This is a genomic window from Microbulbifer sp. CNSA002 (assembly GCF_047324085.1).
Classification (GTDB): Bacteria; Pseudomonadota; Gammaproteobacteria; order Pseudomonadales; family Cellvibrionaceae; genus Microbulbifer.
In genome coordinates this window covers 2,494,227-2,515,875 of the sequence record NZ_CP172449.1, presented here as the reverse complement: position 1 = coordinate 2,515,875, position 21,649 = coordinate 2,494,227, and the positions used below count along the sequence as shown (strand labels likewise).

Sequence of the window (21,649 nt, the reverse complement as noted above, 5' to 3'; positions counted from 1 at the left end):
AGATCATGCAGTTTCTTCACAATTTATCGTCGCCAGTGCGCCAATACTTGCTGGTAACAGGCAATTACTGGGCATTTACTTTGACTGACGGCGCTCTGCGCATGCTGGTGCTGCTGCACTTTCACGAACTCGGCTACAGCCCTTTGCAAATAGCCTTGCTTTTCCTTTTCTACGAATTCTTTGGCGTAGTCACTAATCTTGTCGGCGGTTGGCTCGGTGCCCGGATTGGACTCAACCGGACCATGAATTTGGGACTGGCCTTACAGGTTGTTGCTCTTTCCATGCTGCTGGCACCCAGTCAGTATCTCTCGGTCCCCTTGGTTATGGCTGCCCAAGCCCTCTCCGGTATCGCCAAAGACCTGAATAAAATGAGTGCGAAGAGCTCAATCAAGTTACTGGTGCCCGATCAGGCCAGTGGCACCTTATATCGATGGGTCGCCCTTCTTACCGGTTCGAAAAACGCGCTAAAAGGCTTGGGCTTCTTTCTCGGCGGTGCCCTACTCGCCTCACTTGGCTTTCAAGGCGCGATTGCATCGATGGCCCTAGCTCTTGGAATAGTTTGGATATTGAGTCTCAAATTTCTTAAGCGGGACTTAGGGAAAGCCAAAGCAAAAAGCCGATTCAGAGATATCTTTTCCAAGAGTCCCGCAGTCAACATATTGTCGGCCGCGCGCTTACTCTTGTTTGCTTCCCGCGATGTTTGGTTTGTTATAGCTCTACCGATTTTCCTGGCCAGCCAGTTCGGTTGGAGCCACTGGCAGGTGGGTACCTTCCTGGCATCCTGGGTGATCGGATACGGCATAGTGCAAACCCAGGCCCCAAAGGTCACGACGGCACGTTCAGCCCAGGCTCCGGATGGTCGAACCGCACTATTCTGGGCAATAGCGCTCACTGCAGTGCCCGCATTAATCGCAATCGCATTACACAAAGGAGTGGATCCACAGCTCGCCGTACTGGGTGGACTTTTGATGTTTGCTGTACTCTTCGCCGTAAACTCATCTTTACACAGCTACTTGATAGTTGCCTATGCTCGGGAAGATGGCGTCTCTATGGATGTGGGCTTCTACTATATGGCAAATGCCGCTGGGCGATTACTCGGGACACTGCTCTCGGGGTGGGTATTCCAAACCCAGGGGTTGGTGGCTTGCCTACTTATTTCCAGTGCTTTTCTTCTGCTAACCGCACTGGTTTCACTGGGTTTGCCCAGGCACAAAACCGGAGCTCAGGAGGTTGGCAGTTTAAGTAGGAGCTGATCAGATAGCAGCATAAGTGCTACTTGCCAGCGAAGGCTGGCAAGTAGGCTGAGGGACCATTTCGACCTGCACGATTCGATACAGTTTGGACTCAGGTATGCACCCCATTTGAAATAGAATCAAAGCAAGGACCAAATACCTCATATAACACCCACCTCAAGTCCAAGTGCACAGCTCCACAGGAGCTGCAAAAACTCGAGATTAAAATGTCTGGATTTGGCACTCAATGCCTATTTGCCACTACTTTCTGCCAAAACCATCGCAAGAACTATGGCTTTTTAGTCACGGTCATTCTTAGCAAAGTCCGATCCTTTTTGATGTAGTGGTGATATAGAGCGGCCATTACATGCCCCAGGATTAAGATCCAGACCACCCACTCTCCCAGGATCTCTTTATGGATAAAATCGACCGGCTTCTCAAACTGTTCGAATGTCATCCCCATCCGATCCTGAACTATCGCCACAAAGGCTTGGGTGCTCTCAAACTTAGGAATTTCAAACAGGAAAAAGTAATCCGTATCCACACCTGTTCCGATATACCCTGTTAGCGGAGCGACGACCATAATCAAGTAGAGAAGAACATGACCGGTATGAGCGGCAAAGTGTTCCAGGGAGCTACCTGGTTCTAATGGCGGTGGCGGATTAGTGAGACGCCATACGATTCTTAAGATGACGATCACCCCAATGGTGACGCCAATAGATAGATGTAACTGCAAGGCAGTCCAATTCGCCGGTGTTTCCTCTTGGGTAAACCACTGGCGGTAGTAGACTGAAATATAGGAACCCAAAAACAATAAGGCCGTTAACCAATGTAGCCACTTGGCTACTGAACCGTAACTGTCAGGTTGATTTCTCAGGCTCATTCCTATCTCTTTCCCACTTCCGAAAACTATATTCTATCGGCAATTCGCCTACTATTTCTCCGAGTAGAATCTACGTAAACCCAAAATAAAGAGTACAACACCAAACGCTTGGACAAAATGATAGATAATATTATGATCAAGGTCCCAAATGATACTGACTGATAAACTTCCATCTAACTGGACAGCCATTGCAACAATACTAACTATCGAGCCAAGTGCCATAAACCAACTGCCACGCGGTGAGCTTTGTCTCCTTAAGGCTAATATAGAATACCCTATAAAAGCCACTGCACTGATTAAAAACTGATAAACAGCAAAGGCAAAAATTTTATCTTTAAGTGAAAACGAGAAAACAAAAACTATCAGAAAAATAAATAATACTGGAAAAATAGCTCTTTTGGAAAAATCTTCATTCACCAAATCTACACTAACCGCAAGAACAAAAGAAGAAATCAGCAAACCAAGTAAAACAAGCACTCCATACCATAAACAAACTCGAAAATATGGAGGGATTTCAAACCCGTGATAGATAGCTGCCACTAATGAGGCTATGAACATGATAGTGAAAAAAATAAGCCAAATACTTCTTTTCCACTGCTTCCTCCTTACAAACACCAACAAATAAAGGGCGCCAATAAATGCGACCAGAGCCAGCCCGACATTAGTAATTGCAGTTAATAGGTCTATTTCGCCATGTACTAGAGTCATTCTATTTCGAATATAGTCGACACATTTTCATATACATTCTCTATCCAACCCAGATCGTAACCCTTTATAGCAATATATCAGACTTTCTGAAGATCAATTGAACATAGGTGTGTCATCTACGAAAACTCAATAATATCAATTTCCCTAGTGCAACCTCAATAATGGGGTAGATGCAAAGTTTAAAAAGCACAGAGACAGACAAGAGCCAGCGCGCCATTATATCTCAAGGCGGCACTGACACTTTGATCGTTTCAACTCTTATTAACTGGCTATAACTGATACAATCACCTTGCCTTTAGCGCGTCCTGAAGCGAGATATGAAAAAGCTTCTTTGCCTTGCTCTAAAGAATAGATCTTGTCTATTACTGGAGAAAGAATCTTCTGCTGGTACAGATCCCCCAACTCATTCAGCTGTCCTCCATTGGCTTCCATAATAACCATTCGATAGAGCGCAGATTTGTCCTTCGCTGCCTTCATTAGCTTTCGCGACTTAAGCGCCACTAGCTTGCGGAGCAACCAACCTAGCCCAAGCTCTTCAGCTGTCTGCGGATCTAAAGCCCCTTTAACAGAGACAACACGCCCACCAGTTTTCAGGACCTGAAATGCATCCAAAGCATACTGACCACCCAAAGTATCGAACACGACATCCATATCAGATAGTAATTGCCGGTAGTCATCTTTTTTATAATCAATAACAAGGTCGGCACCAAGTGCTTTCACCCACTCCACATTCGCGCTACTTGTTGTAGTCACCACGTAGGCGCCTACAGACTTCGCCAATTGGATTGCCATAGAGCCAACACCACCTGAGCCTGCATGTATCAGCACTTTCTCGCCAGACTTCAAACCCGCAACTTTGATCAAAGACTGATAGGAGGTCAGCCCAACGAGCGGAATACCCGCTGCTTCACTGTGTGACAAGTTTTCGGGCTTTGCAGCCAAGTGGGAAACATTAACGGTGAGATATTCTGCAATAGTGCCCACATGATCCTCCCCCACCCTGGAAAACACCAGGTCCCCTACACTGTATCCAGCAACATTATTCCCCACTACTACAACTTCACCGCTGACATCCCGGCCAATACCAACCGGAAATACTTCCTTTCGTACCGATTTAAGCTCCCCCCGCACCATCATGTTATCAACTGGATTTACGCTAGCCGCATGCACCCGAAGCAAAACTTCACCAGCCTTGGGGGTGGGAACCTCAGCTGACTGAAACTCCAGGCTGCTATCAATATCCCCATAGCGAGTCATTTTCAAAGCTTTCATTGGTCATCCTAACAATCGGTTCAACAAACATTGAAAGCGATAGTGCCCATACTGCGACCATAAAAACAGGTGGTAATAGGTATAAGTCTTTTGTCATTTTGGCAATAATGGGGAATATTTTGAGCCGATGACAAACAGTTAGAAGTTGATTATGGACAAAATCAGAGCATTGCGTTACTTCAAGCGGGTGGTAGAACTGAATAGCTTTACTGCAGTTGCTGAGGAATTTGAGGTTCCCGCTTCATCAATCTCCCGCCGCGTAAAAGATCTGGAGCAGTCCTTAGGAGTGGAGTTACTGCAACGCAGTACCCGCCAAGTCAAGGTTACTGAGCTCGGCAAGCTCTACTATTCGAAGATAAGTAAAGCAATTCGCCAGCTTGAACAGGCTGATGAACTGGTTAGCCAGACATTTGAAGCGCCCAACGGTCTGATACGTATCAGCTGCCTCCCAACTTATGGAGAGCAGCATTTAACCCCCCTTCTTGAGAAGTTTGCCCAACGTTACCCCAATATCGTATTCGACTTAACCTATAACGATGACCTGTCCCAGTTAGGGAAAGATCCCGTTGATGTTGCGATTCGCGGAGGGTTTGCCCCGGATGAGCATGTTATTGCCAAACGCCTATCGGATAATGAGTTCACCCTCGTGGCCACCCCGCAGTTTATCGACAAGTTGGAGTATTGCCTCCCTTTAAACAAGTCGGCGATTGAGTCAATTGCTACCTTGCAGTACCGGGGACCGCGCGGCGTCATTGAGTGGTACATACTCAATGACGAGCACTGGGAGCCCCTGAAGTTGACTCCAAAAGTTATCAGCAATAACGGCAAAGCATTAACAGCAGCTGCCCTCAATCACCGCGGTATGTTCTGCGTACCTTCCTGGAGTATTTGTAACTATCTAGATACAGGGGAGCTTGTACAGGTACCTTGCGAGGGTAAAGTCTCAGTCAGTCCCGGTGGCGATCTGGGAGTATTTCTTCTGTATGAGCGCACTAAATACCAAATTCCCAAAATAAAGCTTTGCGTAGATTTTATCTATGAAAATTTGAATGAACGATAGAAGAATATCAAAGTTTTTCGCATTGCTACTTAAATTATATGGGTTAATAATGCTAGCTTGAAAAAATCTGCCGTTAAAAAAAGCACTCCACCCTCTTTATTGTTCGAAAAAATTTATATTCGGCTACAAGCTTATATCCCGCACCCTGTGGACATATAAAAACCCCATAAAACTAAAAATTGATCTGCTTCAAGCTTCCCTTAGATTTATTTGGAGGCATATTGATAGGTATGCTAGTTTGAAAAGTAGAAATCATGCCAAAAGTACCTTTAACTATGAATAACTAAATGGAGGAGTTAGCACTGATAAAACCAGGTCAAACCGCTTATATCAGAACAGCCGGCGACATAAGGATTGAGCCATGCCAAGTTATGAAGACTTCATCAGCCTATTAGAAAAAGACATTGAATCAGCCTTCAAAACCTATGAACTTGATTTTAATACGGAGGCCTTCGATAACAAAGCAGGAGCCTACGAAACTGAGTTTGATTTTGAATTTGTAAAACCCAATAAAATCATGATGGTAAAAAGCGGAGGTTCTGGCAAGAAAGCAACATACCTCACCTGGGCTCGACAACAAGCTGTGCCTGTAACTCTAGATAGTAAAAGCCCCCCATACTTCTTCACCTCCCATCTCAGCAATTGTCGAATGACCTTCAAGTACCATGACGACCAAAGCAAAAGTGTAACGGTTATCCATGTTGCAGGTGATGTTTCCCAGGGGGGGGACCATCAAGGGGAGCGAACAAAGAGATGAGTTGGAGAAGATGGTGAAAACTCCCGATGCAACCAAGGAGAGGAGACTCTCAATAGGTGGCCCCAAAGGGGGTAGAAAAGGAGCAAGCTTCAAGAAAAAGCAAGCAAAACTTGGTACCTCATACTACGATACTTGTGCACGGGTATTCGGGGCGAGAGATGGAAACGACCAGTGGGCATTTTATACGCAAAATATCGGTCGTAAGGATGAGCTGCTGGGCTTTTTCGAAATCACATAATTCTTGCAACAAACAATCTAAGCTCAGCCCCGAAATCTACTCGAATAGAGCCGCACGAAAAAATTGTCGCGGCTGCCCCCATTGCCCCCATAATGGAAACTGCATTACCAGTATTAGAATGAGTTAGCGAAACTCCCTCTTGGTAGTAGATCCCCTATCAATTTCTATACTATTGAATAAATTCCCCTAAATGCCATCAACACTGAGATGGGTGACCTAGATATCAAATAATGCCTACTCCCCCTTTAGACTTGTGAGCACCCTCATCAGTATAATGAGGGTGTCGATCAATACATTGAAAGAGAATGCAGAATAAACATAACTCTTATATCAGGTGTCTAACTCTGATAAAAAATGCACTATAAATATCTAGTTAGCTAAATAACTGTTTTCGAGCAACGACCACTCTCTAAGAACTGCAGTAAGGTTTCACCAAGTTCTTCATCGGCATCAAAAAATGGAAGATGATGGCTATCTTTAAGTATAGTAAGGCACTTTGGCCCACGATATCGCGCAAAATCATCTTTAACTTGAGAAGGAGTGGTTATTGTATCCTTTTCACCAACCATGAATAATGCTGGAATCTCCAAGCTATCGACCTCAGCATTAACATTTAAGGCCTGAAGCTCCCTCTCCATTTTATCCGCCAAGTTTCCCCGCTGCTGTTGCCACCCAGGAAACTGCTCATTTATCTTTTGATCTGCTATAAAGCCATGAATATCCACCCCGTTTGCGATACCATCATTCGCCCTACTTGCCCACTTTGCGAGTAAAAGATGGTTCTCTCCTGGGTTCTCTTGATATTGCTTCAATTCGTGCATTGCATGTTCATTATTTTCCTGCATTGCCCATTTTAGGGTTGCATCAAGGCTTGTTTTAGACTGAACCTTTCCATTTTGGAATGAGGAAATAAATACTATGCTAGCTAATTCTTCTGGATATTTTCCTGCATAAAGAGCAGCTAAAGCACCACCCCATGAATGGCCAATCAGAATAAACTTGTCTTTTTTATAATGGGTCCGGAGAAAATTAACTACATTGCGCACATCCTCAATATTATTATCAATCGTTAAGGTATCTTCCTTAACTTCAGGGGATTTCCCTGCCCCTCTTTGATGCATATAGGCAACTAAATAATCATCTTCCAGAGTTTTCCCAATTTTTACCTGAAATGGAACCAACCCCAACTCCACATCCCCAGGCCCGCCATGTAAAAATAGCAACAAAGGCTTGCCTTCATCTTGCCCTGCAACTTCCACATACAAATTTGTGTCATTACTTTTAATACTCTGGATATCATTTACTTGCTGTCCAACCGCCATATTGGAAAGCAAGGCAACAAATAGAAGAACCAATCGGGCATGCTTAAACATCGATGTAATCACCATATCAACTATATTCTTAGGCAAATGAGCTGAAGTACCATTAGGTGGCACACTACCTTTTGTGAAGAGTCTCACAGTTATATGTCAAAGATATAGGAAAAAGAGTCGAGTTGAATTACTTCAAAGATAAATAGTAAATTCAAGCCTCATAACATCAAAGGGCAACCTTACCAGAACACCTCTGAAACCCTACTCATAAAATAGATTACCATCCAACGATAATTGATTAAATGCACACAACTAACCCATTACTGGAATAAGTAAAAGCGAAAAAAGACATTCCTAGTGAATATATAGGTCAACCATTCTATCCATTGCTAATCAAACTAGCGTAAAGCAGAATACCAAAGCAAGCTTGTCAATCACTAGAAAGATGGCTTCTACCTGCACAGCATCATGAAATCAAGCTATAGGCCTGAATAAATGAAAGGATAAAGCTGACCCGTCGTCAATTGATAACTTAAAGGCCCGGCACAGCTATGCCATCCGGGTCATGTTTTTCCTACTGCCTAAGAAGCTATTATTGGGTGCTATTGAAACAACAATACAGCCCTATTCTCCAGTATAAGGCTTGATAATACTATCCAATCAAGCTTTTAAGTAACTTGATTTGAAAGAGGTACACAAGTCCATGTGGCAGGTATTGCCAGCCATCGTCAACTACAAATAAAGGACGCTTGATAGCTGGCATGTATTGGAATTACTCAAAATTATGGTTCAAGGCATCCTCAAATGAAACAGACTTAATCACGCTCCTAGCTGTAAAACGATTCATCCTTGCGGTATACGTTGACTTACATCGCTGTGAAGTCCCCAGATCCCTAGCCTTAATCTCATTGGCTATAGCCCAGTGCCATTGAGAATGATATTTAAAAGTTTTATCGGCCAGCTTTGTGCAAAGCTCCCAATCACCAAATCGCTTAACTCTAGTGTCCGGCTCTCCAAGAAAAACTGTACAACCAGTGAACAGAATCGAGCCCGATATGACCAAAATCTTTAGAATTCTCATACTCAATAAACCCAAATGATACTTCAAGGATGAGCTTTTCGATATCCTGAACCAGGTCACAGGATCGTACGACATCGCCAGCCCTTATCCATCTCAATTACTACCAGATGCTCGTAGGCTACCTATAAGCATTCTAGGAATTCATGAAAATATTAACATATTGTTGATATTTGGTCATTTTATTATGCCTAATATGCCTGAGGTATTTACATACCCAATTTAAGTGTTACTTGGGTGGTTTATTTTAGATACCTACTGAGTCTAGTAAGCGGCCCTTATTAGCTATCCTATCACGCTACTGAATCGCATGCTGCTCAATACTTAAGCCAAAGAAGGTGACTCTAAGGGTGACCATTAAAATATCGGCATTTAGCCCGCTATTTATCGGTTACTTGGTTAAGCGCGGATAAGTAATATATGAGCTCCTTTTATACTAATTCATTAATCTAGTTAAACTCTAGAGAATCGGGCCGCCTTAATTCGCAAAGTTACCATAATTAGTTACAAACAATATAATCAGCTTATTGTTTTCAAAATAGTTATCAGCAGGAAGTCAAAGGTCTATCAGATTCCAGCGAGCATTATTTTGGCAATCTATAATCTGTTGATCAATAGCGGCTATTCGACCCCGAATACGCTCCCAATTACTTTTTTTCATTTTCAGCTCATCAGTAATACTTGCACTGTAATCAATAGCTTGATTATCAGCTAAACTTGCTGTCCGAGAGTCATGGTGTTCTTGCCGTATAGTAATCCAAATATTAGGGTCCAGCTCCGATGTATATGTGATGGCCTGACGGAGCTTCGTGGGTACAGATTCTACTCTGACGTTTCCATTTCGATCCGTAAAGTTAAGTACTTTTTGTTTGTCCACATTGACAATATAGAAAAATTTACGATTTTGATTTAAGACCCAGTTCGCAATACCCTCAAAGGGGATCATCGCAGTATTGAGGCCATGACTGCCAATGATCGTATTGTAATTAGAGTAACGGCGTTCATGTAAAATACCCGCGCTTACTCCAATTAGGTGAAGTCTCTCCCAGCTGCGCCCCAGTCCAGAATCTCGATCCCCAATTATTTCTCCCAAACCACCGCTAATTAGCCCCATAGCAGAGCGAGCCATATCTCCTGGCAATGGACCTATAACTCCTGTTTGGTTATGCAGTGACCTATGCACAATCCCTTGCGGAGGATTGAATGGCTTAGAGCTCGCAAACCATTCAATATCGCCTGAAATATTATACCCCGCAGAACTAACTCTAAAGTACATTATGTCGCCCCTATAATTGAGGAAATTCCGTTAGCAACTAGTTGTCAACTCATAAACTTGGAAAGCGAGGGAAATTATCCGCCTGAAATCAGATAAGCAAATAGTCAAATTGGGGGGAACTAACAATCCCTCCCATGCCCTGAATATAATATCAGCAATCCTGAGCACACAATCACCTGTGTACTGCGCCGTAAGAAATGACTCAAATTTTGTCCAGAGAAAACCAATATAAACACCACCGACACATCATTGGGTACCTATTTAGTTTGACCCAATAACTGCAATAGAGACATTATACGCCGACGTTTTCTGTTGAAATTAAAGTTCGCCCATCGACTTTAGCAATGACATTCTCACTACTGATTTGGCATGCTGATCATTATCGGCCACAACAAGCATCGTGACCGAATTTCATAGGGTTTAAAATTCAGAGGAGTATCCAAAGTGCGGCTATTAGATTCAGTGACATCATTATAAAGTCAGTGATAAAGATAAAACGCATCACGCCTTTAACTTGCCACGGCCCTTCACCTTTTCGGTTTTGTAGGGCTACCGGGACATTGTAAATAAACTGTGTTCCGTGAGTGACAGCAAACACCAGCAGCAACGTAGCGCGTTGCACCTCCGTAGCAAATACTGAGGGGCTGATTAGCAGTAGTATATTGAGTAGCGCCAACGACAGGTTAAAACCACCCAGAAATTTTCCCGATTCTGCCAAGATATTAAATACGGGGGTATCCCTTTGTTCCCTGGGTACCAGTAACTTCGCAAATATATGGTTCCTCAAAGAGAAAACGTTAAATCCCATCAGAAACCAAATCGTGTTTAACACCAAAACAACTTCATAGATCATCAATATCTCCAAGACTTGTTATTTGCCCGCCACTAAGGTCAGTACGTTTATTAAACAAATTTGTACTAACCCCGTAGCAAGGGTTGAATCCTCAGGAATTACTCATTACCGGCCAGAGATCCACTATCTCGCCTTTGCTATAGACCGCAATATCACCAAACTGCAGGAACACGGACTCACTCTGTGTGGGCCGGAGAAAGACCCAGTCGTCTTCATTCAGCAGTACCTTTTTTGAGCCATTCAGCATTTCTTGGTTGCTGGAGCGGCCATAGATGGGGTTGATCGATAGACCTTTTGGTGATTCTGGCTCCGCCTTCCAGTAGCCGCCAGATATAAAGAAGCTTTGCTCCCGATTTGGGTTCAACCAACTAAAGGGTCTGGTGAGCCCTTCTATGCCGGGTATCTGTGTCTGTGACAATTTCTTCAATACCGGACTTGCGATATACGCCGCTGGTAAATGATCAGACAGAGTGGGAATATCAAAGCCCACCGGTTTAACCAGGCACGAGCCAGCGGCAATCTCGTTACAGGGAGCCCGGTCTGCTCGGGATTTGTACAGTTGGTAGGTTGGGCTACCGGCAGCGTTCAAAGTGGCCGCCTTCGGGAATGCACTTCCAAGCTGGATCTTAGTTTGCTCCACCCTGCTTTGGTAAATATCCAACCCCCGAGTGATTGCCTTTTCAGGTCCACCGAGAACACCTGGCATTTTTGCGGCGTGGGCGTCGTAACCCATAAAACCGGAAAATTCCAAATAGGGTTCCCGCTGAATGATACCGAGCATCGCGGAGAGATCTTCCGCACTGGCAATGCCACCCCGGTGTAGGCCTACATCAATCTCGATATTAATTCGCAAGGATTGTTTGAGCGATCGCGCCAGATCGGCGTACTGATTAAGTCTGCGGGGGCTGTCAACCAGCCACTGTAACTGCCGCGTAGGATCAAAATGCTCCGCCCTAGTGCCAAAATAAAAGGCCTTTGCCGCAGAAATCGGCAGAGGTTTACCCAGTAAAATATCACTCGCTGGATAAGATTTAACCAGTTTCTGTAAAAATGGCAGCTGGAATACCATGATGCGATTGGTATTTGTTCGCTGAGTAATAGCATCCAGCAGGTTTAGCGAGGGCAAAGATTTAGCCACTATCCGGTAGTCATAGTGACCTCTGAGGTGGCCGGCTAATATATCGGCGTTCTTTTGCAGATTTTCCAAGTCTATGACTAATGTGGGACCAGAAAAGCCGGCATTATCCAGAGCTTTAGAAACACTGGAGAAGTATTTGCTGTGCCCTCCCTGCCCTTGCGCTTTAGGGCGAAGAACGGCGACACCTGCCACCGCTCCTAATGCGACCCCACCTAGTATTAGCTTTCGTCGCTTGATATCCATTGTGCTTTCCTCTTTGAGGGTTCACTGCTGAGCAGCGTTGCTCAGGTAAAAAGCGTTTTCAGATAGGGGTTTAAGAACTTACCACTGGGGTCCAGCTCTCGGCGAACCTCAAGAAAATCCTGCCACTGAGGGTAGAGCTCGGCAAAGTCCGAGCCTTGTAGCTTGTTTAACTTGCCCCAGTGCGGGCGGCCCCCATATTTGCGCATAATGGGCTCAATGGCCTGAAATAGCGGTAGGTGGTCCTCTTCAAAGTAGCGGTGTATGGCGATGGACACGGAATCTTGCTTATAAAACGGACTCAGCCAGATATCGTCAGCTTTAACGAAACGCACCTCGATAGGGAAGAAAACATCCAGGTTATTTTCCTCAATCGTTCGACGTATTTCCGCGAAGGCTTTCAAACCGTCCTCGCGGGGCAAGTGGTACTCCATTTCATTGAAACGTACGTTTCGCTCACTGGCGTAATTCCGCCAGGAGGACTCGACAACGACTTCCCTCTCGATATCTTCCATCGCATTTTGCAGCGCAAACTGGCGCAACTTCGGTGACCAACCCAGCCAGTCCCGCACGGATTTCAGGGTCATCACCGCTTCATTAGTATCTTCCCGCTCCGTAGAGAAGATTTCCTCTGTGGTCGGCTGGTGGGAATCAGCCATGCACATCCCAGAAAATGGGATATAGTAAAATTCAAAGTTCCGATTGGCCTCTGCCAATTCTGGAGCCTGATCCAACACCTCTTCCAGGGGCGCTACCCAAGATTCACGACGCAAACGGTAGCTGGGCTGGTTCTGCATACGCACCTTGGTCACCATACCCAGGCTGCCAAGGGATACTTGCGCTGCCGCGAACACCTCGGGGTTTTGCTCACCATCACACCAGAGCGTATCCCCCCCAGCGGTCACCAGTTCCATACCCGTTGCATAGCTGGACATACAACCCAAGCCTGCACCGGTTCCATGGGTCGCGGTTGCCAGGCAACCACCTAAAGTCTGCTCATCGATATCTGGTTGGTTAATCAGCGCTTGACCGATGTCCTCTAAGGGTTGGCCAATGTCTGCTACACGGGTGCCAGCGTAGATTGTCGCCTGGACCTTGTCGGAATCGTGATCGGCAACGCCGGTAATGCGGCCCAATGAAATAATTGTATCGTCAGTGGGTACCAGTGCAGTGAAGGAGTGGCCCGCACCTACCGCCCTGACCGTACCTTGCGCTTCCGCAATTATCGTTTGCAGTGCGGGAATATCTTTGGGAGCCAGACGATGGGCCGGCAGACACTCTTGTGAACCAGACCAGTTCCGCCATCGAACACCCGCTTTTTTTGTCGGTGGGGCTGCAGCTTGCAATAAGGTGCGTGCAACTGATGAGATGGGCGCGGCCGCTAATGATGCGGAGCCGATCGCAATAGAATTAATAAACTGGCGACGATTGAACCCCATATCCTTTACTCCGCTGTAGCCATAAAAACAATCAACTGTTCAAACTGCTCGGGGGAGCACTCAAAACAAAGGCCTAGTGGCGGCATACCCTGGAACCCATTGATCGCATTTTCCACCAACACATCCATCCCCTTCTCCATACGGGGCTTCCAGTTGGCCAAATCTCCGGTAAGGGGTGCGGCGCTGGCGCCAGTGCTGTGACAGCTGCGGCAAGTGCGAGTATATATTTCAGCGATTTCCGGATCAGTGGGCGCAAGAGACAGCGCTCTTTGGGTCAAAATTGCCCGGCTTTTTTCACTATCCTGTGGAGGCTCAGAACATCCTTGAATGACATTTAGTACCAAAAAAAGAGACAAGAGCTTAAAGCTCCGGCGCAAGACTTCCAGTTCCATATGCGTACACCTACTACATTATTGTTGTTTATTTCTTTTTGGCTATTGCCAAAGCTATCGTGTACATATCGCTGGCACTATTGTTAATCATGATGACTGCTAAAACAACTACTTGAGTTGCCTGTTCTCAATTATTTCTATCGTAATTTATTTGCGTACCACTTAGAGAACCAAAGCCTATGCACATCTCGAAGTTAAAATCAGCATTTATTACAGAGATAAAATGACTCTTGTTAACAGTAGACAGGCTTTGCAAACATCAAAAAGAGCTATTTATATTTACGAATATATAGCCATAAATAGAAACCGCCGACCAAGGTGCCCAGCGGAACATTTAGTACACTCACTGTTGAAAATATTAAAGCTAATTCTGGGGCATACCTTTTATCCAAAAGGACAGCAATGCCAGCAAAGACCCCCAAAATATTCAAAGACGCAAACAGTATTATCATCAACCCCATAAGACTGAATATATTGAATGGCATACTTAAAATTGAATTCCCAAAAACTGCGTATAGGAATAACAATATTGCGCTGGATATCAATAACATCAAAATTGAGTAAGTAATTATCAACCAGCCGGAAACTTTTTCCTCGGTACTAACCATGCGGTGCTCCTGTGAAGGTAAAAGCCCAAGCCTCTTTAGTGATCCTCAGAACATCAGGGCATTGAGAAATGACTCTAAAGTTGCTCCGGTTTCAGTTGTCAGCTAGCTCAACGATCAACATGACTCAATGACATTTATGACACCGATGGCGACTTTGGGCTGCCTACCCTTCTACTTTAGGCGTTGAGTATCAACAGGAACAGGAATACCCTAATGCTTTTCGATCAGGTAGGTATTCAGTGGTTAATAGAGTGCTAGCTTCTCCAAAAGGACCAGAACTGTCAGAGTTGGTCCAAGGCTACTGGCGTGTGAGTGATTGGAATTTAAGCCCTCAGGAGCGCCTGACATTCCTAAAGCAACATATAGATAAAGGGGTTACCACCGTAGATCATGCTGATATTTACGGAGATTACTCCTGCGAACAGTTATTCGGCGAGGCCCTTAAGCTGGATAGATCTGTTCGCAATCACATCGAGATTGTCACCAAATGCAATATCAAATTGCTTTCTGAAAAATATCCAAACAGGAAAGTTAAGTACTATGACTCTAGCGCTGAACATATTCAGCACTCGGTTAATAACTCCTTAGCCCACCTCGGTGTAGAGCACATCGACATCCTGCTTCTTCATCGACCTGATGTTTTGATGGATGCAGATGAAATTGCCAGCACATTCGCCGAACTGCAGAAGTCCGGTAAGGTATTACATTTCGGCGTTTCCAACTTTACCTCCCAGCAATTTGATTTGTTGCAGTCCCGCCTGAGTTCACCACTGGTGACAAATCAGGTCGAGATTAATCCTATCAATTTTAGCGCTGCAGAGGATGGAACTCTGGATCAACTGCAGCAATATAGAATTCATCCTATGGCTTGGTCCTGCTTAGCTGGAGGGGAAGTTTTTAGTGGATCAAGCACCCAGGCAACACGGTTACGAATCACCCTGGAAGATATCAAGGAGGAAATCGGGGCAGCCAGTATTGACCAGGTAATCTATGCGTGGGTACGACGCTTTCCCTCCAAGCCCCTAGCAATTATGGGGTCGGGAAAAATTGAGCGCGTTCAGTCGGCGATAGAAAGCCTGAAACTCAACTTGAGTAGAGAGCAGTGGTATAGAATATGGACCGCCTCTAAGGGGATTGAAGTTCCCTAGATCCAGCTTTCAGCCTAACAAATTATTGATTACTTGGCTTACGCAAAAAATAATTTATTAAGACTAACCTCTTGCTTAACAATTGGGTGGTGTAACTTTAATTCGGTTACACCACCCATCAACCAGACAAGTATATTTGTTCTACGGCCCCATCTGGCTTGACCACTGCATCAAGCGTCCCTGGGACATATTTTTATTTTTCTCATCCCCATTATTCATGAAAGATGCCAGTTCGGTTACCAGATTTGCCTTTCGCCACTCATAAAGAAAGCTTGCAAGCACATGGAAGGCAGCATCTGAACAGTTGGAAATGACTTGCAGCTGACCATTATTATTCCCCTCAAGGGAACTCAAACGCTCCATCCACTTTCCTGGGGCAAATGCATAATGGTATGAGACTCCGATATTATTGAGGTGGGGCCCGAAACCCTGGGTACCCAAAAGATCTTGCTGCAAAAAATCTCTGAAATTACCATGCTGTGTCTGGCTAACTTGCAGGCCATAATACTGAGCTGTTGGGTCTGCATTCATCCCTGTATCATCACGCCAACGACCAGCAATAGGCCTCATACTATTGTGACGCCCGCCCACTGAGCCTTTAAATGCATCCCAAGAACTGTTGGGGTCCCAACCTACAATAGTATCGATAACACCATTGTGACCTGATATTAATGCCGTGTGACCATTCCATGTTCTACCCAGAGAACTTTCCACCCCACCATTATTCCACCACTGCGCGTAAAACCTGGAAAAAAGAGAACCGTATGACCTCAAACTGGATACAAAACAAATACCTGCAAAGTATCCTCCACACGCCCTAGGATTAAAACCTCTTCCGCTCATCGCCCACATCCTCCATAACGACTATGAAATTTTTTGCCAAAATTGTTATTTAATATTTTGACAATTCAAGAACTCTTTCAATTCATCGCTAAAGCCACTGAATTATTATTTTTATTACTCAGGACCTAATGAAAATTGACAGACTTTCTATATAACTCGAGATTATTTGATACCAAATCTGGTACTACCGTGTCAACACGGGAAATATTTCAAGCTGAAGTGAAGGGGTAACTGAGAGGCAAAGTAAAATAGGAGTTATGTATCCTCTAAAATTTATCAGAGAATCGCAAACAACCCAATGGGCCCATAATAAAACTCAAGATATGAAAAGATATAAAGCAGTTATTAGATATTATTTGCTTATCACCAAATATAGTTGAATCATGAAAATTAATAGGAAATTACAAAACAACAACCATAAGAGAACTCACATACTAAAAACTCCCGCATAAAGGATTCCTTTTATAGGCATAGCTGTACAAGGAAGACTCAAAAGGCTGAGGGAAAGCTACTCTAAAGATCCTTTCTCTCATCCACAATCGCCTTTAACTTTCCCTCTCCAACCTGCTCAATCGCATTACTCACGAGCTACTTGAGCAAACATTTAAATGGGGATAATGATTGCAAATTTCAGCTATCTTTCGAAATAGATAACTTTACATATCTACAGTTCTAGGCAATTACCGACTGCTTATCGGACAAATTGATGACATTCCAATTAATTAACCAATAGACATCAAGAAAACAAAGATAAAAGAGGATAATTCGACTGATTTTGAAGCTTCACTTTTGGCTCACCACATCAATGGCGTAGACTGAGGCGAGCCCCAAGAAAGAATTTACTTATTAGCCACATCGATCGCAGGGTTACCAAGTACACTGTTTAGAACAGAGGCCAGGCGAACTCCCCCCTGCTGCAAACGCTTTTCAAGGGAGTCCTGACAGCGCAGAAAGTACTTTTCCCCAAGTTGTGTTTCGCTGGTATAGGCGAGACCATGGGCTAAGTGATGAGACTCCCGGGCCCAAACTTCGGCCGAGGTAGACTGCCAGATCTGCCTCTCAGCCGCACTAATTTTATCCGTTTGCTCCTGAGCATAATCTTGCCAGTCTAAAAACAAACGGGCGACCATATGGATGTCCCAGAGCGCGTGTAAATTCGTTTCGACCCCATAGAATTGGACTTCCACATCATTACCTCCTTTATCTGAAAATAATCCGGTATGTAATGGCTGATGAAGGTCGCCAACAAAGTGGGCAATAAACATCAGTGCTTCTGCACGCTCCGTCTTGGTGCGCGAGCGATCGGCCAATACTTCCTGATATCTTTGAATCGCCTTCAATATGCATCCTGCAGCTGGGCAATCCCGCTCCTCAACATAAGCAGACCAGTCTCGAGACAAGTTTATATAGTGAAGCGGCGCAGCCCAGTTATAAGTCTCATCAGACCTAATTCGATCAGCCCAAGTTGTGGATTCAGCTAGGTGCGGCTCACCGACTTCATCAAGGAGCAACTCTATTTCGGCGGCTACCTCCGGGTCCAGGTAATGCCATGCAATTTCTCCAACGACCCTGTGACCATCATCTCCCCAAGCGTGTGCTTGTGTCATAGCTGTGAGTCCGAATAGTGCAACTGTTATACGGGCAATTATCAATCGTATGCTCATTGGGCATGTCCGCCAGAGTGAATTTGCTGCGTACTTTAACGCCAGTATGTGACAAGTTCACGGCTGTAATAATTTATTTATATGTGCACTACATAATCGCTTCAGCTCTTAGACGGTACCCAATAAAAATCACATAACAGTCTCCATTGGAACTTGGAACCTAAGTTGCAAGAGCAAAACTCGATAACTACTTGGGCCACTTGAGTTGGCAATTCTTTAGACCAGGAAAACCCTATGAAACCTTCTCTGTTCCCGCGCGTATTACTATCTGCGGCAATTATTTCTGTTGCCAGTATGGCGCAGGTATCTCAGGCACAGGAAACTGCAGCCGGCATTCGCGGCTCTATTTCCGCAAGCAACGGTCAAGCAATTACCAATGCGACTGTAACAGTGGTTCACACCCCCTCCAATAGCCGCCGTGAAGTAGAAGTCAGCGACGCGGGGCAATTTAACCTGAGTGGCCTGCGAGTGGGTGGCCCCTACACCGTCACCATCGATTCCGAGGAAGGCCAGCGAGTTATTGAAGATATCTACCTTTCCGTTGGTGATATCCTCCCTCTGAGCCTAACCCTCGGCACTAGCAATCTGGAAGAAGTAACCGTATTAGGACAAGCGCTCAGCACCTCCCGCTTAGCTGTAGGTCCATCTTCGCACTTTAACAGTGACGACCTTGCCAGCGCCCCTTCCATTAATCGCGATATCAAGGATGTGCTACGTCTCGATCCACGAGTTTATGTGGATGAAGCCAATGTTGATGCTATCCAGTGCGCCGGCGCCAACCCTCGCTTCAATAGCCTTACGGTTGATGGCGTACGCATGAATGACAACTTCGGCCTGAATAGCAATGGCTACCCCACTGAACGTATGCCGTTCTCGTATGATGCTATCGATCATGTCGCCGTCGAACTGGCGCCGTTCGATGTTCAGTACGGCGGTTTCAGCGCTTGTAATATCAACGCAGTGACCAAGTCCGGCACCAATGAGTGGCATGGTTCATTTTTCTACGACTACACCGATGATGGTTTCCGTGGTGACTCCCTGGAAGGTGACGATATCGATGTGGCCAGCTTTGATGAGAAGCGCTACAACGCAACTCTCGGTGGAGCCATTATCGAAGATAAACTCTTTTTCTTTGCTGCCTATGAAAAGCTGGAAGGCGTTGCCACTTTTGACCGGGGGCCGGCAGGGAGTAGTTCTGCCACCGAAGTCCAGGGGGTTTCCCAGGAGCAGCTCGATGAGATTGTTCGTATTTCAAACGAAGTCTATGGCTACAATCCAGGAAGCCTACCCACCAGTATTCCAGAAGAAGACGAAAAGCTATTGGTGAAACTTGATTGGAATATCTCTGACGACCACCGCGCTGCATTTACTTACAACTACAACGACGGTTTCTCTATAGCCGAGGCCGACAGTGACCCCGATGAGCTGGAATTGTCCAACCACTACTACAAGCGCGGAGCCGAATTAAACTCCTATGTGGCACAGCTTTTCTCTGATTGGAGTGACATATTTTCTACAGAGATGAAAATTGGCTACTCCGATTTGGACAACCGCCAAAACTCCCTGGGCGGAACTGACTTCGGTGAAGTTCAAATCACCACTTACAACGATCATGACAACGACGGCAATGACTCCCGTGCGACAGTCTATCTAGGTGCTGATGATTCTCGCCATGCCAACAAGCTGAGCTATGAAAACCTGACATTTAAGCTCGCCGGTAAATTGCTGTTGGGTGAACACAACATAACCGCCGGCTATGAACATGAAAACTTCGAGGTCTACAACCTGTTTATACAGGAGGCTGCAGGAGAATACCGTTTCGATAGCATCGAAGCTTTTGAAGCTGGGACTGCCAACCGTATTACTTATGAGAATGCAGCTGGCTCCAACCATATTTTAGACGCCGCCGCTGAATTCAGTTACAGCATCGATACACTCTACGCACAGGACGAATACACCTTCGCAAATCTGGACCTGACAGTGGTTGCGGGACTGCGCTACGACCGCTATAGCAGTGATGACAAGCCAGTAGCTAACGCAGACATAACCTCTACTTATGGCTTTTCCAACCAGCACAATATGGATGGCCTGGACCTGTTACAGCCCCGCCTGGGCCTAAGCTGGAACCTTAACGATAGCCTGGAGTTACACGGTGGTATCGGCCTTTACTCCGGTGGGAATCCCAATGTATGGATTTCCAATAACTACTCAAATAATGGTGTTCTGCAAATCGAAGCCCAAGATAGAAGCGGCACCCCCCTATTTGATATGGATTGGACCAATAACGGCGATCCGATCTATGAAATCCCACAAGACCTCTATGATATGGTCGCAAGTAGTGATGGTTCTGTAGGTGGGGTCAACCTGATGGATCCAGATTTTGAACTGCCATCCATCTGGAAGTATGCAATCGGCGGTAGCTACGAATTTGAATCCGGTTATTTAGCATCTATAGACTATTTGTACAGCGATTATCAAGATGCCGCAATTATTCAAGATATCTCTCTTGAGCAAGTTGACTCGACTGCTGATGGGCGCCCGATTTACGGCAGTGCCAATGGTCGCAGCGAAGACTTCATGCTGACCAATGTGGATGGCGACTCCGGTTATTCCAGCGTACTTTCTCTCGGCCTCAGCAAGTCTTTTGATTTTGGCCTGAGTATTGCCCTTGGCTATGCCTTCACCGAAGCTGAAGATGTTAACCCCATGACCAGCTCAGTGGCTTACTCCAATTACACCAAAATCGCTACCGCTGATGTACAGAATCCAGGCACTGCAACATCAAACTATGTAGTTCCCCATCGCTTCACTTTGAAGTTGGATTACACCCAAGAGTTTTTCTCAGGCTACGAAACACGATTCACCTTGTTTGGTTCTGCCAATGAAGGCATTCCTTACAGCTACACGTTTGGTGATCAGATCTTTGGTGATGCGGGCTGGGGTCGAGGCCTACTCTACGTACCCACGGGCACCGATGATGCCAATGTTGTATTTGCAGATGACTTCGATACTGAGGCCTTCTTCGCCTGGGTTGACTCTGAAGACCTGGATAGCGGGACTATGGAACGCAATTCACTTAACAGTGATTGGTGGACCAAGTTCGATTTGCGTATCGACCAACAACTACCGGGGTGGCGCGCGGAAGACCGGGTTAATGCGTACTTTGTTATTGAAAACCTGGGCAACCTGCTGAATGACGAATGGGGTGTTATGTATGAGGGCGGATTCCCTCGCTATCAGTCAGCGGTAACGGCCAGTATCGATGACCAAGGGCGCTACGTATTTGAGGAATTCCTGGATCCAGCGGGGCAAACCCGAGTGACCGATGCCTCTCTATGGAGTGCTCGTATGGGAATTCGCTACGAGTTCTAACCCACACTTTGTCGAATGCCGCAGCATTTGCTGCGGCCATTCCTATTTCCCTAACCAAAAACCGTTTCTCGGTGCCGATCATTTCAATAGCGACTGATAATGAGGCTTTGGAATAGCACTTTTCTCAACTTCCAA

At 45.5% G+C, this 21,649-nt stretch carries 18 protein-coding genes; 6 read left to right on the top strand and 12 right to left on the bottom strand.

The genetic code is table 11. The features are described 5' to 3' along the window. Positions 1-5: 5 nt before the first annotated feature. Positions 6-1,253, top strand: a complete 1,248-nt coding sequence (arsJ, locus tag ACG1BZ_RS11270; RefSeq protein ID WP_413665719.1) for an organoarsenical effux MFS transporter ArsJ — start codon at positions 6-8, stop codon at positions 1,251-1,253. A gap of 268 nt (positions 1,254-1,521) precedes the next feature. Here the strand turns inward: arsJ and ACG1BZ_RS11265 are convergent, their stop codons facing one another. The 3 genes from ACG1BZ_RS11265 to ACG1BZ_RS11255 form a co-directional block, all read right to left on the bottom strand. Then, a complete protein-coding gene (locus tag ACG1BZ_RS11265) occupies positions 1,522-2,115 on the bottom strand; it encodes a cytochrome b (RefSeq protein ID WP_413665718.1) in 594 nt (197 codons plus the stop codon). A 51-nt stretch (positions 2,116-2,166) separates the two neighbouring features. Next, a complete protein-coding gene (locus tag ACG1BZ_RS11260; RefSeq protein ID WP_413665717.1) occupies positions 2,167-2,823 on the bottom strand; it encodes a DUF6962 family protein in 657 nt (218 codons plus the stop codon). 261 nt (positions 2,824-3,084) lie between these two features. After that, positions 3,085-4,095, bottom strand: coding sequence for an NADP-dependent oxidoreductase (locus ACG1BZ_RS11255; protein ID WP_413665716.1), 1,011 nt, complete (start codon positions 4,093-4,095; stop codon positions 3,085-3,087). Positions 4,096-4,246: 151 nt separating this feature from the next. Between ACG1BZ_RS11255 and ACG1BZ_RS11250 the strand changes: the two genes are divergently transcribed. The 3 genes from ACG1BZ_RS11250 (at position 4,247) to ACG1BZ_RS11240 (ending at position 6,150) form a co-directional block, all read left to right on the top strand. Next, the gene (locus ACG1BZ_RS11250; RefSeq protein WP_413665715.1) at positions 4,247-5,155 is read left to right on the top strand and encodes a LysR family transcriptional regulator; all 909 of its coding nucleotides are present in this window, start codon (positions 4,247-4,249) and stop codon (positions 5,153-5,155) included. 361 nt (positions 5,156-5,516) lie between these two features. After that, entirely contained in the window at positions 5,517-5,912 is a 396-nt protein-coding gene (locus ACG1BZ_RS11245) for a hypothetical protein (protein WP_413665714.1), read from the top strand. Position 5,913: 1 nt separating this feature from the next. Next, positions 5,914-6,150, top strand: a complete 237-nt coding sequence (locus ACG1BZ_RS11240) for a hypothetical protein (RefSeq protein WP_413665713.1) — start codon at positions 5,914-5,916, stop codon at positions 6,148-6,150. Between the two features lie 377 nt (positions 6,151-6,527). On the opposite strand, the gene ACG1BZ_RS11235 is transcribed toward ACG1BZ_RS11240, so the two are convergent. From ACG1BZ_RS11235 to ACG1BZ_RS11205, 7 genes are all read right to left on the bottom strand, one after another. Then, positions 6,528-7,523 (bottom strand): alpha/beta fold hydrolase, encoded by a 996-nt coding sequence (locus tag ACG1BZ_RS11235; protein WP_413665712.1) that lies wholly within the window; start codon positions 7,521-7,523, stop codon positions 6,528-6,530. A gap of 1,574 nt (positions 7,524-9,097) precedes the next feature. Next, the gene (locus tag ACG1BZ_RS11230; protein ID WP_413665711.1) at positions 9,098-9,817 is read right to left on the bottom strand and encodes a hypothetical protein; all 720 of its coding nucleotides are present in this window, start codon (positions 9,815-9,817) and stop codon (positions 9,098-9,100) included. A 427-nt stretch (positions 9,818-10,244) separates the two neighbouring features. Further along, the gene (locus ACG1BZ_RS11225; RefSeq protein ID WP_413665710.1) at positions 10,245-10,670 is read right to left on the bottom strand and encodes a hypothetical protein; all 426 of its coding nucleotides are present in this window, start codon (positions 10,668-10,670) and stop codon (positions 10,245-10,247) included. Between the two features lie 91 nt (positions 10,671-10,761). After that, positions 10,762-12,051 (bottom strand): DSD1 family PLP-dependent enzyme, encoded by a 1,290-nt coding sequence (locus ACG1BZ_RS11220; RefSeq protein ID WP_413665709.1) that lies wholly within the window; start codon positions 12,049-12,051, stop codon positions 10,762-10,764. Positions 12,052-12,092: 41 nt separating this feature from the next. After that, positions 12,093-13,487, bottom strand: a complete 1,395-nt coding sequence (locus tag ACG1BZ_RS11215) for a D-arabinono-1,4-lactone oxidase (protein WP_413665708.1) — start codon at positions 13,485-13,487, stop codon at positions 12,093-12,095. Positions 13,488-13,492: 5 nt separating this feature from the next. Continuing rightward, on the bottom strand, positions 13,493-13,879 hold the full coding sequence (locus ACG1BZ_RS11210; protein WP_413665707.1) for a c-type cytochrome: 387 nt from the start codon (positions 13,877-13,879) through the stop codon (positions 13,493-13,495). Between the two features lie 269 nt (positions 13,880-14,148). Continuing rightward, positions 14,149-14,487: a hypothetical protein gene (locus tag ACG1BZ_RS11205; RefSeq protein ID WP_413665706.1), complete on the bottom strand. Its 339-nt coding sequence runs from the start codon at positions 14,485-14,487 to the stop codon at positions 14,149-14,151. Positions 14,488-14,795: 308 nt separating this feature from the next. Between ACG1BZ_RS11205 and ACG1BZ_RS11200 the strand changes: the two genes are divergently transcribed. Then, the gene (locus ACG1BZ_RS11200; RefSeq protein WP_413665705.1) at positions 14,796-15,635 is read left to right on the top strand and encodes an aldo/keto reductase; all 840 of its coding nucleotides are present in this window, start codon (positions 14,796-14,798) and stop codon (positions 15,633-15,635) included. Between the two features lie 141 nt (positions 15,636-15,776). On the opposite strand, the gene ACG1BZ_RS11195 is transcribed toward ACG1BZ_RS11200, so the two are convergent. Then, positions 15,777-16,349 carry a hypothetical protein gene (locus ACG1BZ_RS11195; protein WP_413665704.1) on the bottom strand — a complete coding sequence of 191 codons (573 nt, stop codon included), beginning with the start codon at positions 16,347-16,349 and terminating at the stop codon, positions 15,777-15,779. A gap of 968 nt (positions 16,350-17,317) precedes the next feature. Next, positions 17,318-18,085, bottom strand: coding sequence for a S1/P1 nuclease (locus tag ACG1BZ_RS11190; protein WP_413665703.1), 768 nt, complete (start codon positions 18,083-18,085; stop codon positions 17,318-17,320). 291 nt (positions 18,086-18,376) lie between these two features. Here ACG1BZ_RS11190 and ACG1BZ_RS11185 point away from each other — a divergent pair, with 291 nt between their 5' ends. Continuing rightward, positions 18,377-21,514 (top strand): carboxypeptidase regulatory-like domain-containing protein, encoded by a 3,138-nt coding sequence (locus ACG1BZ_RS11185; RefSeq protein WP_413665702.1) that lies wholly within the window; start codon positions 18,377-18,379, stop codon positions 21,512-21,514. Positions 21,515-21,649 lie beyond the last annotated feature (135 nt).

Excerpts from the sequence above, each read along its gene's own strand:
- arsJ (WP_413665719.1), top strand. The coding sequence starts at position 6 with ATGCAGTTTCTTCACAATTTATCGTCGCCAGTGCGCCAATACTTGCTG.
- ACG1BZ_RS11265 (WP_413665718.1), bottom strand. The coding sequence starts at position 2,115 with ATGAGCCTGAGAAATCAACCTGACAGTTACGGTTCAGTAGCCAAGTGG.
- ACG1BZ_RS11260 (WP_413665717.1), bottom strand. The coding sequence starts at position 2,823 with ATGACTCTAGTACATGGCGAAATAGACCTATTAACTGCAATTACTAAT.
- ACG1BZ_RS11255 (WP_413665716.1), bottom strand. The coding sequence starts at position 4,095 with ATGAAAGCTTTGAAAATGACTCGCTATGGGGATATTGATAGCAGCCTG.
- ACG1BZ_RS11250 (WP_413665715.1), top strand. The coding sequence starts at position 4,247 with ATGGACAAAATCAGAGCATTGCGTTACTTCAAGCGGGTGGTAGAACTG.
- ACG1BZ_RS11245 (WP_413665714.1), top strand. The coding sequence starts at position 5,517 with ATGCCAAGTTATGAAGACTTCATCAGCCTATTAGAAAAAGACATTGAA.
- ACG1BZ_RS11235 (WP_413665712.1), bottom strand. The coding sequence starts at position 7,523 with ATGTTTAAGCATGCCCGATTGGTTCTTCTATTTGTTGCCTTGCTTTCC.
- ACG1BZ_RS11230 (WP_413665711.1), bottom strand. The coding sequence starts at position 9,817 with ATGTACTTTAGAGTTAGTTCTGCGGGGTATAATATTTCAGGCGATATT.
- ACG1BZ_RS11225 (WP_413665710.1), bottom strand. The coding sequence starts at position 10,670 with ATGATCTATGAAGTTGTTTTGGTGTTAAACACGATTTGGTTTCTGATG.
- ACG1BZ_RS11220 (WP_413665709.1), bottom strand. The coding sequence starts at position 12,051 with ATGGATATCAAGCGACGAAAGCTAATACTAGGTGGGGTCGCATTAGGA.
- ACG1BZ_RS11215 (WP_413665708.1), bottom strand. The coding sequence starts at position 13,487 with ATGGGGTTCAATCGTCGCCAGTTTATTAATTCTATTGCGATCGGCTCC.
- ACG1BZ_RS11210 (WP_413665707.1), bottom strand. The coding sequence starts at position 13,879 with ATGGAACTGGAAGTCTTGCGCCGGAGCTTTAAGCTCTTGTCTCTTTTT.
- ACG1BZ_RS11205 (WP_413665706.1), bottom strand. The coding sequence starts at position 14,487 with ATGGTTAGTACCGAGGAAAAAGTTTCCGGCTGGTTGATAATTACTTAC.
- ACG1BZ_RS11190 (WP_413665703.1), bottom strand. The coding sequence starts at position 18,085 with ATGACACAAGCACACGCTTGGGGAGATGATGGTCACAGGGTCGTTGGA.
- ACG1BZ_RS11185 (WP_413665702.1), top strand. The coding sequence starts at position 18,377 with ATGAAACCTTCTCTGTTCCCGCGCGTATTACTATCTGCGGCAATTATT.